General features: G+C 61.8%; 12 protein-coding genes. 8 read left to right on the forward strand and 4 right to left on the reverse strand.

Annotated features, from left to right (window positions below; all coding sequences use genetic code 11):
• Positions 1–125 precede the first annotated feature (125 nt).
• The 3 genes from KK137_RS07410 (at position 126) to KK137_RS07420 (ending at position 2,898) form a co-directional block, all read left to right on the forward strand.
• On the forward strand, positions 126–629 hold the full coding sequence (locus KK137_RS07410) for a hypothetical protein (protein WP_250893614.1): 504 nt from the start codon (positions 126–128) through the stop codon (positions 627–629).
• 187 nt (positions 630–816) lie between these two features.
• Positions 817–1,149 (forward strand): UrcA family protein, encoded by a 333-nt coding sequence (locus KK137_RS07415; RefSeq protein WP_214535504.1) that lies wholly within the window; start codon positions 817–819, stop codon positions 1,147–1,149.
• A gap of 183 nt (positions 1,150–1,332) precedes the next feature.
• Complete coding sequence (locus KK137_RS07420) at positions 1,333–2,898, forward strand: tetratricopeptide repeat-containing sulfotransferase family protein (RefSeq protein WP_214535505.1); 1,566 nt, start codon at positions 1,333–1,335, stop codon at positions 2,896–2,898.
• A 64-nt stretch (positions 2,899–2,962) separates the two neighbouring features.
• On the opposite strand, the gene KK137_RS07425 is transcribed toward KK137_RS07420, so the two are convergent.
• From KK137_RS07425 to KK137_RS07440, 4 genes are all read right to left on the reverse strand, one after another.
• Positions 2,963–5,353, reverse strand: coding sequence for a TonB-dependent receptor (locus KK137_RS07425; protein ID WP_250893615.1), 2,391 nt, complete (start codon positions 5,351–5,353; stop codon positions 2,963–2,965).
• 625 nt (positions 5,354–5,978) lie between these two features.
• On the reverse strand, positions 5,979–6,908 hold the full coding sequence (locus tag KK137_RS07430) for a Vgb family protein (RefSeq protein ID WP_214535507.1): 930 nt from the start codon (positions 6,906–6,908) through the stop codon (positions 5,979–5,981).
• A 31-nt stretch (positions 6,909–6,939) separates the two neighbouring features.
• Positions 6,940–7,950 (reverse strand): MBL fold metallo-hydrolase, encoded by a 1,011-nt coding sequence (locus KK137_RS07435; RefSeq protein WP_214535508.1) that lies wholly within the window; start codon positions 7,948–7,950, stop codon positions 6,940–6,942.
• 28 nt (positions 7,951–7,978) lie between these two features.
• A complete protein-coding gene (locus tag KK137_RS07440) occupies positions 7,979–9,067 on the reverse strand; it encodes an MBL fold metallo-hydrolase (RefSeq protein WP_214535509.1) in 1,089 nt (362 codons plus the stop codon).
• 210 nt (positions 9,068–9,277) lie between these two features.
• Between KK137_RS07440 and KK137_RS07445 the strand changes: the two genes are divergently transcribed.
• Genes KK137_RS07445 through KK137_RS07465 form a run of 5 tightly spaced genes read left to right on the forward strand, consistent with a single transcriptional unit; the run spans position 9,278 to position 13,301 of the window.
• Positions 9,278–10,363 (forward strand): putative urea ABC transporter substrate-binding protein, encoded by a 1,086-nt coding sequence (locus tag KK137_RS07445; RefSeq protein ID WP_214535510.1) that lies wholly within the window; start codon positions 9,278–9,280, stop codon positions 10,361–10,363.
• A gap of 30 nt (positions 10,364–10,393) precedes the next feature.
• Positions 10,394–11,209 carry an ABC transporter permease gene (locus KK137_RS07450; RefSeq protein ID WP_214535511.1) on the forward strand — a complete coding sequence of 272 codons (816 nt, stop codon included), beginning with the start codon at positions 10,394–10,396 and terminating at the stop codon, positions 11,207–11,209.
• Positions 11,206–11,988 (forward strand): ABC transporter ATP-binding protein, encoded by a 783-nt coding sequence (locus KK137_RS07455; RefSeq protein WP_214535512.1) that lies wholly within the window; start codon positions 11,206–11,208, stop codon positions 11,986–11,988. Before KK137_RS07450 ends, KK137_RS07455 begins: the two co-directional genes overlap by 4 nt.
• Before the next feature lie 12 nt (positions 11,989–12,000).
• Positions 12,001–12,480: a CopG family ribbon-helix-helix protein gene (locus KK137_RS07460; RefSeq protein ID WP_214535513.1), complete on the forward strand. Its 480-nt coding sequence runs from the start codon at positions 12,001–12,003 to the stop codon at positions 12,478–12,480.
• Positions 12,477–13,301 carry an urea amidolyase associated protein UAAP1 gene (locus KK137_RS07465; protein ID WP_214535514.1) on the forward strand — a complete coding sequence of 275 codons (825 nt, stop codon included), beginning with the start codon at positions 12,477–12,479 and terminating at the stop codon, positions 13,299–13,301. Before KK137_RS07460 ends, KK137_RS07465 begins: the two co-directional genes overlap by 4 nt.
• The last annotated feature ends 4 nt before the right edge of the window (positions 13,302–13,305 follow it).

Consider the following 13,305-nt stretch of genomic DNA (forward strand, 5'->3'; position numbering starts at 1 on the left):
TAACCCTCTATGCCCAGCCTTGACCCCTTGAGTAATTTCGATAGTCTCAGCCTCAGAGCAGAAACGTCACAGGGAGAGGTCTGAAAGCAACGCGCCGATTGGCGGCGCGCTGTCGGAGGACCTTCATGGACCGTATCGCGGCCTTCAGTGCAGTTCGCTTGGATAGCTATTCAAACAGTCACGAACCCCGACGCAAGGTCGCACCGCCAGGCACGCAGGGGCATCCTGGCTTCCTCGATAGACTTCGCTTTCACGGTCGTTTGCTGGCCTTGGCGGTGGGGATCGTTGCCGGAAGTGTCGCTTCACCTGCGCTCGCCGCGCGGGAGCCGAGCGCCAAGCTCGTCCGCTGCGGCGAGCAAAGCTGCCTGCGGGTTTCTGGGCATCGCGACAATCCGGCTTCGATCGTGCGGATCAACGGCTATGCCGTGCCCGCCGAAGGTGACAGCAAATGGACGGTCCATCTGCCAGTCGATGTGGTGCGCGAATGGTCGGCCCCAAATGCCCGCACGATCGATGTCTCGATTGGCAACCCCGAAATGGCGCAAGAGACTATCGCCAGCGTCGACCTGCCGATCGGCCTACTGGCGGACGGGACCGTTCTCGCCTCGCTGGTGATCAACGTGCACTAGTCTTCGAAAATCGGTAATATACTTTGCACCTTCAGTAATAAGGCTATTAATATACTTCATATAAGTAGTAATATTAAATACTCCGCCAAGACATATTGGCCTTTTCAAGTCTTGTCAGACCCTGTTCCCGGGCCTATGGCACCTGCAGACCGCCGAAGTGCGGTGAATATTTGTGCAGGAGACGATAATGAAGAAAGGCCTTCTGGTGTTGGGCGCGTGCGCCTTGGCGACTTCGATGTCCGCCGCCGCCACCGACAATCCGTTCGCCAGGGATGAAGCAGTCCTTCGCCTCGACGGTCTCGACCTCTCGACCGCCCAAGGGCAGCAGCGTCTTGCCATTCGCATGGACCAGGCCGCACGCACCGTGTGCGGTGATCGCTTGGCCAGCGTGCATCTCAACATGGACGCGCGCGCGCGCGAATGCCGTACGGCAGTGCTTGCGGACATTCGGACCGAGATCGAAGCCCGGACAGCGGTCGCCGCTCGCGCGGGCCAGACACAGCTCGCTTCGGCCCGCTAAGTCTTACCGCCACCTGCACCTCGTTGCACTCTTTGCGCGAGAAGGCAGGTGGCCGACAGCCGCCCACGATCTTGCGTTTGCCAAGGCAAGTGGCGCTCCATATGATGGGCCTATGGATATTGTCGCAACGGAAGACCTGACGACAAATCCATTCCTGGGCGTATCTTCCTTCACTGCCAATCGATGAGCTTGGAAGCGCAAGCGAGGGCGGCGCTCAAGCGTGGTGACCTGCCGGCCGCCGCAGTCGCTGCACAAGCGCTTGTCTTGGCGGCCCCAGATCAAGCCGCCGGTTTCTTCGTGCTAGGCATCGTGGCTGCAGAAGCGGGGCAGATCGCCAAGGCGGTCCCTCTCATCGAGGCCGCCTTGGAGCGCGGGCCGCAGGCGGAGCATCTGGCGCAACTGGCCAAGCTGCTCATCTTGCTCCGCCGCGATGGCGAAGCCGCGGATGCAACGGATAAGGCTATAGCGCTGGCGCCGGACGACCCCCTGACGCTCGACACCCTTGGATGCGTGTTGGCCCGACTGGGACGCCATGAGGAATCGATCGCACCGTTCACTGCCGCCGTCGCAGGCGAACCGGGCAATCTGGAGTATCGTTACAATCTGGCGGCAGCCAACGGCTTCACCGGCCGAGTGGACGAAGCCCGCACGCATTACGAAACGATTCTGGCGAAGGACCCGGGCAATGCCCGCGCACATTATGCGCTCGCCATTCTCTCCCGCCAGACATCCCTGGCCAATCACGTTCCCCGACTGCAAGCCGCGGTGGCTGCGGCTGACAAGCCAGAAGATGCGTTGCGCCTTCGCTATGCCCTGGCGAAGGAACTGGAGGATCTCGGGGATCCCGCCGCTTTCGACCAACTCTGGACTGCCAATGTCGCGCACAAGCGCACGATCGGCTACAGCTTCGCGCTGGACGCCGCGATATTCGACGCGATCGAAACGCTGTTCGCGGACGACAGGAACGCTCTTGCCGCCGTCCCGGGCAACCCGGACCCGGCGCCGATCTTCGTGGTCGGCATGCCGCGGACCGGCACAACATTGGTCGACCGTATCCTCTCGTCGCACCGCGATGTCGGTTCGGCGGGGGAGCTCCAAGCCATGCCCTTGGCCGTCAAACAGCTCGCCGGCACGCAGTCGCGCGCGGTGATCGATCCCGCCACGATCGCGGCGAGCGGACCCCTTGATCCGGCGGCAATTGGCGATGCCTATCTCGCGCGTGCCGTCCATCATCGGCCCGCGGGGACCTCGCGCTTTACCGACAAGCTACCAGCGAACTTCCTCTATATCGGCCACATTGCGCGCGCCTTGCCCAATGCCCGTATCGTCTGCCTGCGCCGCAATCCGATGGATACGGTGTGGAGCAACTACAAGAACCTCTTCGCCAGCCAGTCCGCCTATTACGCCTATTCCTACGACCTGATGGATACGGCTTGCTATTACGCGCGCTTCGACGGGCTGATGCAGTTATGGGAGCGTCTGTTTCCTGGACGGGTACTGCAGTTGTCGTACGAAGCTCTGGTCACGGATCAGCAGCGCCAAACTCGGGAGCTGCTCGAACATTGCGGCCTCAATTGGGATGAAGCTTGCCTGTCATTTCACGAAAATGCCGCCGCTGTGGCGACGCCCAGCGCGGCCCAAGTTCGGCGACCGCTTAACGCCGATGCAATAGGAAAATGGCGCACTCATGAGGCGGCCTTGCGCCCGGTTGCGGATTGGCTCGAGGCCCAGGGATTTACCATAGACTAGCGGCTCGGGACGAGGGGAGCAGGGCGGCCACCGGTACCGGCAAGCGCCCCACTCCCTCTGCAGATCAGAACTTGTAGCGACCCTCTAGGCCAAACGTACGCGGACTGATCACCGTCTGTCGGTAGAAGCGCACGGCGACGCCGTCATTGACGCCAATCCGCGAACGATCGTTGTCGACGGTCGAGATCGCATATTTGTCGAAGATGTTATTCACGAACAGCGAGAAGCTGTAGACGTCGGTGTCATAGGTCAATGTCGCGCGGTTCAGGACATAGCCGGGAAGCTTGTCGCCATAGGCCCGGTCCCAGCCCAGCCGCGTCACGACGCTTCCACGATAGGTTGCGGTCCAGTTGGCGCTGACATCCCCGTCCCACATCGGCGTCGTGTAGGTAACGCCAAGACTTCCTGAATTCTTCGCGGAACCCGGCAGGCGGTCGCCGGCCAAGGCATCAAGTTGGACGAAACGGTTCGAGTAGTCGCCCGGTGTCTCACGAATGGTGAGAATTCCTGGGACGTCTTCGGTCAAATAGGCATCCGTGTACGAATAGGTGCCCTGGATCGCCACCTCAGGAATCGGAGCGAACTCGAACGAAGTCTCGAAGCCCTTCGATCTGGCCGCGCCGCCATTCACCGTGATCCCGGCTGCGCCATTGACGGTGGCGGAGGCAACCTGAATCCCTTCCCAATTGATTCTAAAGACGTTGAAGTTGAAGCTCAGCATGTCGTCGAATAGCTGCGTGCGCACGCCGAGCTCGATGTTCTTGGTCGAGTCGGGGCCGAACTGGAGTTCATCCGGCAGGGCGCAGATGTTCTGCCCGGGGGGCAGCGGGTTCTGGCAAGGTGCGACTGTGTTCGGGCCGCCGATGCGATAGCCCTTGCTGTAGGTCGCATAGACCATGACATCGCGGCTGAAGTTGTAGGACGTGTTGAACTTCCACACCCAGCCGTCTTGCGTATCTTTGCCCCCGTTTACGGGCAGGTCGTAGGGACTGAGCGGCTGGCCAAGCAACGGCAGCGTGGCAGCGCCCGCGATCTCCGAACTATACTTGAAGTAGCGCGCACCCGCCGTAAACTGCCACTCAGGGGTAATCTGATAGGAACCCTCGCCGAAGATGGCCTTCTCGGTCACTTTCGAGGTCGTGTAGGAGACGTATTCCAGCTCCTCGGGGTTGGGGGTGGTCCCGAACTCGACCCACGGATGATTGGGGACATGCTCGGCGTAGTCGCGCTGCAGCTTCTGCTCGTTGTAGAAACCACCGAGCACCCACCGGAACGGGCCGCCGTGACGAGACACGAGCCGGACTTCCTGGTTGACCTGCTCGCGTTCCGCCACGCTTTCGTTCCAGCCGGAGAAGGCCGGGAACAGCTCGTAATCATAGTCGAGGTCGAGCAGCAGGTCGGTGACGTCGCCCCGCGCCTGGGTGCGGACATTGGTGTACGCCGTGGTCGAGACGAGGTCGACGATGTCGGCGATGTTTGCGTTGATTTCCATCGACGCGAGGTGCGCGCGGCGAGAGACCGGCTCGATGTAGCGGGCTCCGTATTCGTACTTGCCGGCGCCGAGAACACCGGCGCTGTTGGATTGAGTGCCGTCGGTATTGGTTTTCTGGAACGCGTAAGTGAAGATGGCTTTGAGGTCTTCCGTGGTCTGAATCAGCAACTGGTTACGCGTGGTGAAGGTCCGCTCGAAGTTGAGGTCCTCCTGCCTGTAAAGGTTTGCGGCATATCCGGCGTCGGAGATGCTGTCGGGTCCGTCGGGCTGCGGCAAGGACACTCCCGGGTTCTGCAGCAGGAGTGTGTAATCGATGAAGCCCGGATCAAAGTAATAGCCGGTGGCCGAACGAAAGGCGATGTGATCGGTGACGATCGGGAGGTTGATGACACCATCGACCTGGTATCCCAGACTGTCGGAGTGATCCTTGGCATGGACGCGGGCGTGAGCTTCCCCCTCGATGTTGGTTACATCTGGACGCTGCGGGATATAGCGGATCGCGCCGGCAAGAGTGCCTAGGCCGTAAAGCGTGCCCTGCGGTCCAAGGAGCGTTTCGACACGCTCGAGGTCGAGCAGCTTGAAGTCGAAATAGAGCGGTACCTCGCCGAGATAGACGCCCAGGGCAGTGTCGGAATCGGAGCCGAAAGAGTCGGTGTCCGACGCGCGCAAGCCGCGCAGGACGATCGTACCGGTCGAACGCGGGCCGGTATCGGCTATGGTCATGCCCGGAGTGAAAGCCGCCAGATCGCGCACGTCGTCGATCCGCTGTTGGTTGATGGCCTCAGCACTCATCGCCGAGATATTGATCGGAGTGTCCATGATCGTGGTGGCGCGTCGCGTGCCGGTGACGATGATCGCGTCGCCATAATCGGCGGCGCTGACGGCGGGCAACTCCGTGCTCGGTTCCGCACTGTTGGCATCCTGGGCCGACGCCTGCGTAGCCAACGCCGCGCCGGTGAACATGGTCGCTGAGAGAAGTCCCCGCCTTAGTTTCGCGCAATATGTCATGTGTAACCCCCATCTTCTTTTTGGGCAGAGCTTCCCCGTGCCCTGGCTCGCGCCAGAACCGGTTTGGCCTTTGATTTGAGGATCTTGCGCTGCCGCCGTGGCCGTTTTTCGGTCTATCGACTGGCCCGCTTGCTGCTCGACTTATTCGTTTCGTCGAGGCTTGCGATCCCGAGTTCCTCCGGGTGTCCGATCAATCAGCTTGGCGCAGGCGCCGGGCTGCCGCACCTCGCCTGGATGCCGTCGAAATAAGCGATGCTGGCGGGCGGCTGGTCCATTAGAATCTCCATATCAAGCCGGCTAACCGGCCTAATGTTGCAGATCCTCTCCCCGAGCCTTGATGCCGCTCTTCAGGCGACATAGGCACGGTATAGATATTACCTAATGCGTCAAGCGTATTAATTATGAGCGGATATTTCTGAGCTACAGGACGATAAGTTACTGAACTTGGGATGTTTTTCCAAAACCCTGTATCACCTGAAATCGTCCGATTTTTCCCGGATCGGGTCGGTCAGGGTGACGCTCCCGCAACAGCTTCAGCGCACCCTTCCCGTCGATTCGTATCCGGGCGAACCCAGCCCGCCTAATCCCCGCTCTTTGCACTCCCGGTCCACCATGACAGGGTCTGCTGATCATGCGCCGTGGTCCAAATACCTGAGGGTGTATAACGCAGCGCGCCACTGCCGGCAGGCTTGCCGGCGCGGGCGAGAATTTCCATCGATTGCGGATCGATCACCGCAAAGGTCTGATCCTCGGTCGTGCGCAGCCAAACTGCTCCACCCCCAACATCGATGTCGCCGTACATCAAGGTTTTCCCGACCTTGGTGCGACCCGACACTTCGAGCTTGCCGGGATCGATCTTCGCAACGGTGCCATCGCCTTGCTCCTGCACCCACACCGCCCCTTCACCCGCGGCGAGAAAGCCGGGCTGTGCGCCGAGCGCGACCCTGCCCGCCACCGCATTTGTCATCGGATCGACTTTCTGGAGCGATCGCGCATCGCTGCTGACGGCCCAAAGCGCATCGAGCCCGAAGGCGAGAAAGAAGGTACCAGGATCGACGGTGACCGAAGCGATCACCGTGTTGGTGTCCGGGTCCACCCGGGCGATCTTGCCCGATCCGTCGCTGGGCACCCAGATCGAACCAGCGCCGACGACGACGTTGGTCTCGCCCTTGGGATTGGCGATCCCGGTTGGGATGATCGCTTGCACGGCGGCCGTCTTCACGTCGATCCGGTAGAGATTGCCGTCCTTGCAATTGGCCACCCACAGCGAGCCGAATGCCACCGACATGGCGCCGCAGGGCCTCGGCACAGCGGTGGACGCCACTTTGCCTTCGATCGACCACTGTTCGACACGGCCGTCATTGGTGGTCCACACCGTGGCTCCGTCGATCGCCAGGAAGTCGGCGAAGCCCGGCACATTGAATTCCTGTTCGGTCAGCTCCGAGGCGTGACCAGGGGCCGAAAGGCCGAGTGCGGCCGAAGCCAGTGCCAGACCAACTGATTTCTTCATGCGCATGCTCCTGTCCTGGGCCCTTCGCGGCTCAGCTGTAACGATAAGGATTGGTATCGATTGTCGTCGTGCCTCGCGTCTGGTTGCAGAGGAAAACCGTGCCGGTGAAATAGATGCCGGGCTCGGTGATCATCTTGGCGTACTCGAACGCCTCCCGCAGCTGCTGCACCGTCATCTCGACCGGCGCCTCGTCCGGCTGCCAGGTCATGCCATAGGCATAGTCTTCGCCGGCGTTGCTGATCTCCACATGGCAGCCCATCACATGCGTCACCGGGTGGGTGTCGCAGAAATCGATTAGGCGCTTCATGCTGTCGAACCAGGGTTCCCAGAAGCTTATGTAGCAGCGGCCCCGGTAGAACATGTCGCCGGTGTAGAGGATCTGGGTGTAGCTGTCGTAGTAGGCGAATTCCGACACAACGTGGCCGGGCGAACCCCAGATCAAGATCTCGCGCCCACCGAGATCGAGCGTCACCCGTTCTTCCGGAAAATTGGTCATTCCCCAAAAGCCGACCATCTCGTCATGGGTCAGGCCCATGTAGCGGGTATCTGGGCGGTCGGCGAACTGGTTAACCGCCGCGTAGTGATCCGCATGCAGGTGACTGAAGGCGACCAGCAATTCGAGGCTGGCGGGATCGCGGCCATTGCGGCTGCACCATTCGTCGATGCACTGATCCACGACCGCGCGCAGGTCCCAATCGCTGCGAAGCTGCACGAAGCCCTCATCGAGCAACAACACCCGGTCGTTGCCGAAATAGAGCGGGGCGAAGGGCGCCTCGTAGCTGTAGGCCTTGTTCTGCCGCAGTATCGCCGTGTGGGGGTTGTACCAATGGACCTGCACCGGCGGATCGATGTTGTCCATGCAGGAGGGCGAGCCGCAAATCCACTTCTTGGGGAAGCTCCCCACGGCGGGGAGGTTGCTCTTGAAGTCGATCGGCATCCCGCCGGTCGCGGCCGATGCAGCGCTGGCAAACGAAGCAAGGCCCGCGCCGGACAGGGGCACGGCCACTGCGGCGTTATAGGCGAGGAATGTGCGGCGATCCATGGAGGCTCTCTTCGGGTCCAGAGGGGCGTCAGAAGGGGCGCGGGGCATTGATGTTCGGCACGCCCTCGGGCCAGACCTGTGTCCGCGCATCGGGGCTGACCCCATTGAACAGCGCGAAGTCCGGCCGAATGAGCATCATGTCCTTGCCCTGCACTTCGCGGCCATATTGGAGGGCCTCGTTGATCAGGCTCGGCTCCATCTCGAGCACACGTTCGTAGGGCTTATAGGTCGCGAACCGGGCGTAGTACTTCCCGGGCACGAACATCATCTCGATGTGACCGCCGAGGATCCATTTGACCGGCTTGGTTGCGGCGAAAGCCTTGAGCCGCTCGAGCGAGGCGACGAAATCGCCGTCGTGGCTGATGTTGATCTTGCCGGGGAACAGCAGATCGCCGGTGAACAGGAAGTCACAATAGGGATCGTAGAAGCTCACCCCGTCCCTGTGTGTGCCCGGTGTGGGGAGCACCTCGATCGCGCGGTCACCGAGATCGATCCGGCCGAGGCCCGCGGGCCAGTTGGCAGCAAGGCCGTAAAAACCCTTCATCGCCCCGAGCGGCCTGGGGACGATCGTGGTGTCCGGACGTCCGGCAAACTGCACCAGCCCCTGGTTTTGTGCGACGTCCTCGCCTGACGTCAGCGCCACCGTAAGCGGAACCGCATTGCGCCCGCGCGCTTGTCCCCAACGCGTGATGATCGCGTCCACTGTCTTGCGCAGCGGATAAAGCTCGGCGTCCGCGGTCGCGCCGCTATCGATCAGCAGCGCGCCCTCATTGCCGAACAGCAAATAGGTGAACGGCGCCTCCCAATGCACGCAGACGTTCTGCCGCAGCACGAAGGTGTCCTCGTTATATTGCACCACCTGCACCCGCGGATCGCGATTTTTCGCTGCGACATTCGACCCGTAAGTCCAGCGGAACGCCAAGTTGCCTGGTGCCGGTCCGTCGCTGGCATAGTCGTGGATAACCGCTTCCTTGCGGTGCAGCGGAACGGCGCTGTCGGTGTTGCGCGCCCCGGCCGGATTGTACCCGAGCGTGGGGTTTCCGTTGGGGTATGAGCGCGCCGTCGCAGACTGCGGATTGCCTGAGAGGACCGGGTTGTAGGTCGGGCTTTGAGGCATCGAGTTCTTTCGAAAACGGCCGCAGGCGCGGCCCTTGAACGATAGCCTTCGATGCACGCCCTCCCAGACGCCGCGGCTTGCCGTTCGCACTCAATCCGGCCCGCGAGACGATCATCATATGGATATTACATTTTATATCAACAGTAATAATTAGCGGATGGACAACGCCTCGCTTTGCGGCAATGCTGCATGTGCGAAAGGAGTCGAATCATGCTCAACGGGATCCGCAGCGCCGGAAGAATTGCACTGATAGCTTGCGCCCTGCTGGTGGCGTCGTGCTCGCCTGCGGCGGATGCGCCCGCGGAGCCGAAGACGGAGTTCAACATCGGCTGGTCGATCTATGCCGGCTGGATGCCCTGGCCGTTTGCTCAGCAGGCAGGCATCGTCAAGAAATGGGCCGACAAATACGGCGTCCAGATCAAGTTCGTGCAGGTGAACGACTACGTTGAATCGGTGAACCAGTACACAGCCGGCAAGCTGGACGGCGTGACTGTCGCCAACATGGATGCCCTGACCATTCCCGCCGCCGGCGGCAAGGATACCAGCGCGATCATCGTTGGCGACTATTCGAACGGCAACGACGGCATCCTGCTAAAAGGCGCCGACAACCTCAGCGCTATCAAGGGCCGTCAGGTCTACCTCGTTGAGCTATCCGTCTCCCATTACCTGCTCGCTCGCGGGCTTGAATCCGCCGGGATGGCGCTCACCGACGTCAAGACGGTGAACACTTCCGACGCGGACATTGTAGGCGCTTTCGCGGCTCCGGAAGTGACAGCGGCAGTCGCATGGAATCCGCAGCTTTCGACCATGAGGGCCACACCCGGTACGAAGCAGGTATTCAGCTCCGCCGACATCCCGGGCGAGATCCTCGACCTGCTGGTGGTCGATACCGCTACGCTGAAGGCCAACCCCAACCTGGGCAAGGCCCTGGCCGGAATCTGGTACGAGACGATGGCGTTGATGCACCGTCAGGATGCCGAAGGCAAAGCAGCACGCGCGGCGATGGCGAAGCTGGCAGGCACGACGCCTGAAGAGTTCGAGAGCCAACTGGCCACCACCTTCCTCTACGCCGATCCAAAGGCTGCGTTGGAGGCCATTTCATCTCCCGCTCTCCTCACCACGATGACCCGGGTGCGCGACTTCAGCTTCTCCAAGGGCTTGTTCGGTCAGGGAGCGAAGTCCGCCGACGCCGTCGGCATGTCTTTCCCGGGCAACAAGACGCTGGGCGACACGCAGAACATCACTCTGCGCTTCGACCCGACCTTCATGCAAATGGCTGCCGATGGTAAGCTCTGAACGCACGGTCTTCAGCAGAAGCGGGGTCTTATGCGCTGGGTGAACCGTCGGATCGGACGAGGGAACAGCATCCTTCTGGGCGCACTTCCGATCGCGCTCCTGGTGCTGCTCTATCTCGTGGCAGCGGCCAGCCGCCACGCGGACAATCCCAACGACAAGATCCTGCCGATGCCGGGGGCGATGGCCGAAGCGATGTCGGCGCTGCTGTTCCAGCCCGACCAGCTTTCCGGCAAGTTGCTGTTCTGGGCGGACACTTTCGCCAGTCTTCAGCGGCTCGGCATTGGCCTCGGTATATCGACACTTTCGGCGCTTCTGGTGGGACTCGTGCTTGGCGTACTTCCGCCGGTACGAGCCACCTTCAGTCCGCTGGTGACGGGGATCGCAGTCATACCGCCGATCGCGCTGCTGCCGATCTTGTTCATCGCCTTCGGTCTCGGCGAGACGGCGAAAGTGGCGCTCATCGTCATCGGTATCGCGCCCTTCATGATCCGGGATCTTGCGGGGCATGTCGCCGCGTTGCCGAAGGAGCAGATCATCAAAGCGCAAACACTGGGAGCGAGCAGTTGGCAACTCATGCTGCGCGTGGCGCTGCCGCAGGCAATGCCGCGCCTGATCCAGGCGGTGCGTCTGTCGCTCGGCCCGGCCTGGGTATTCCTGATCTCGGCAGAGGCGATCGCGTCCGACATCGGCCTTGGTTATCGAATCTTCCTCGTCCGCCGCTATCTCTCGATGGACATCATCCTGCCCTATGTGGCGTGGATCGCGCTGCTAGCCGTGGCGATCGATTTCCTGCTCGTGTGGTCGAGCCGGCGGCTGTTTCGCTGGGCACACGGAGCCAGCCATTGAGCGCCCTGCTAAGCCTCCGCAACGTCTGGGTCGAGTATGGCGATAAGGTCGTCCTCGAACGCGTGAACCTCGATATCGAGGCCGGCTCCTTCGTCTCGATCGTCGGACCATCGGGCGCGGGAAAAAGCAGCCTGTTGCGCGTCGTACTGGGGCAGGAGGCACCGTCGCGGGGTTCGATCCTGCTCGACGACACGCCGCTGGCGCCAGAATGCGGCCCGGATCGCGGCGTGGTATTCCAACGCTATTCGGTGTTTCCGCATCTGTCGGTCCTGCGCAACACGCTCTTCGGCCTGGAATGTGCGCAGGCCCCGTTGACGGCCCGGCTATTTGGCGGACGGCGTCGCACCGCCCTGGCCGAAGCGGAAGAAATGCTCATCGCGGTCGGCCTGGGCGACAACCTACACCTTTATCCGGCGGAGATGTCGGGCGGCATGCAGCAAAGGCTGGCGATCGCGCAGGCCTTGATAAAACGTCCGCGGATCCTGCTGCTCGATGAGCCCTTCGGCGCCCTCGATCCGGGCATCAAAGCTGACATGCACGCGCTGATTACTCGGCTGTGGAGCGACTATTCCCTGACCGTGATCATGGTCACGCACGACATCAAGGAAGCGTTCACGCTCGGGACCCGGGTGCTGGCCTTGGACAAGCGCCGTCACGACCCCCACGCCCCCAATCGGTTCGGCGCGACGGTGGTCTATGATTTGCCGCTCAACAAGCGCCAAGCCGTCTCCGCTCCCGCGGAAAGCGGTATTACGATTGACAGTTTTAATAATATTTGAGAGTACAATAGGATGACCCCCGATCCCACCAGTCTCGCCCGGCTCAGCATGAGCCTTCCGGCAGAACTCTTCCGCCAATTGGATGTGATGGTTGAGGAACGCGGCCTTCCGTCGCGCTCCCAGCTGATCGCCGAACTGATCCGCCACGCACTGGCCGAACACGAGGCGCTGACGCGACCCGAGGACATGCTCGCTGGTACTATCACGCTGGTATATCGCGGCAATCGCGGGCGAGTGCGTCAGCAGCTTGCCGAAACCCAGGTCGAATACCTGAAGGAAGTGATCTCCTCCCAACACGTATTCCTGGAGGACGACCAGTCGCTCGAGGTGCTCTTGGTTCAGGGGCCGGCCATTCGCCTCAAGGAGCTGTGCGATGCCTTACGCAGCATCCGCGGCGTGCATCAGTTACAGCTCGTCACCACCACCGCCCTGCTCCCGCCGCTCCACGAATTGGGCGGCGAAGGCCCCGCAGAAAAGGAAACCATCGCATGATGGGCGCCCTTGCCGATCCCATGGCGGCACGTGACCATGCTCGCGCCATGGCTGGCACCGTCGTGGAAGCGATGCCGCAAGTACCGCCCGTCGCCGTAGACCTTCCGACTGACGTTCCTGCCGAAGACCTGCTGTGGGAGGAAACAATCGCCGCGGGCGGCTATGCGACCCGCAGGCTGGCCCGCGGTTCGCGCCTGCGCCTGATAGATCTCGAAGGCGACGCCTGTGCGTCGGTGCTGATCTACAACGCCGAGATGCCGAGCGAGCGGCTCAACGTCGCCGACACGGTAAAGGTGCAATGGAACGCCTACCTCGGCGCCGGTAAGCTGCTGCTATCGGATATGGGGCGCGTGCTGATGAGCATCCTCGCGGACGAGGCGGGAACTCATGACGCCTTTTGCGGCACCTCCAACGCCGCCACCAATCAGGCGAAATACGGCGAAGGCCGCAACAGTGGCGCCTTTCCCAATGGGCGCGATCGGCTCGTGCTGGGCTCGGCCAAGCATGGACTGCAGCGGCGGGACGTCCACCCTTGCGTAAACCTGTTCAAAGGCACGCGAATTGAGGCGGACGGCACCATCACACCGCTTATCGGCCCCTATGAGGCTGGACGGAGCATGGTCCTGCGAGCCGAAATGGATGTGATCGTCGTGATCGCCAACTGCCCGCACGTGCTCGATCCGCGCGCGCAATGGACCGTAACGCCACTGCGGGTTTCGGCCTGGCGCGGCGCGGTTACCCCTGAGACCGACGCCATTCGCTCGGCCACGCCGGAGGGTTTGCGGGCGTTCCTGAATGTCGAAGACTATTTCCGTCGCTAGAAAG

It is taken from the genome of Croceibacterium selenioxidans (assembly GCF_018599195.1).
Taxonomy (GTDB): Bacteria; Pseudomonadota; Alphaproteobacteria; order Sphingomonadales; family Sphingomonadaceae; genus Croceibacterium_A; species Croceibacterium_A selenioxidans.

Excerpts from the sequence above, each read along its gene's own strand:
- KK137_RS07410 (WP_250893614.1), top strand. The coding sequence starts at position 126 with ATGGACCGTATCGCGGCCTTCAGTGCAGTTCGCTTGGATAGCTATTCA.
- KK137_RS07415 (WP_214535504.1), top strand. The coding sequence starts at position 817 with ATGAAGAAAGGCCTTCTGGTGTTGGGCGCGTGCGCCTTGGCGACTTCG.
- KK137_RS07420 (WP_214535505.1), top strand. The coding sequence starts at position 1,333 with ATGAGCTTGGAAGCGCAAGCGAGGGCGGCGCTCAAGCGTGGTGACCTG.
- KK137_RS07425 (WP_250893615.1), bottom strand. The coding sequence starts at position 5,353 with ATGTTCACCGGCGCGGCGTTGGCTACGCAGGCGTCGGCCCAGGATGCC.
- KK137_RS07430 (WP_214535507.1), bottom strand. The coding sequence starts at position 6,908 with ATGAAGAAATCAGTTGGTCTGGCACTGGCTTCGGCCGCACTCGGCCTT.
- KK137_RS07435 (WP_214535508.1), bottom strand. The coding sequence starts at position 7,950 with ATGGATCGCCGCACATTCCTCGCCTATAACGCCGCAGTGGCCGTGCCC.
- KK137_RS07440 (WP_214535509.1), bottom strand. The coding sequence starts at position 9,067 with ATGCCTCAAAGCCCGACCTACAACCCGGTCCTCTCAGGCAATCCGCAG.
- KK137_RS07445 (WP_214535510.1), top strand. The coding sequence starts at position 9,278 with ATGCTCAACGGGATCCGCAGCGCCGGAAGAATTGCACTGATAGCTTGC.
- KK137_RS07450 (WP_214535511.1), top strand. The coding sequence starts at position 10,394 with ATGCGCTGGGTGAACCGTCGGATCGGACGAGGGAACAGCATCCTTCTG.
- KK137_RS07460 (WP_214535513.1), top strand. The coding sequence starts at position 12,001 with ATGACCCCCGATCCCACCAGTCTCGCCCGGCTCAGCATGAGCCTTCCG.
- KK137_RS07465 (WP_214535514.1), top strand. The coding sequence starts at position 12,477 with ATGATGGGCGCCCTTGCCGATCCCATGGCGGCACGTGACCATGCTCGC.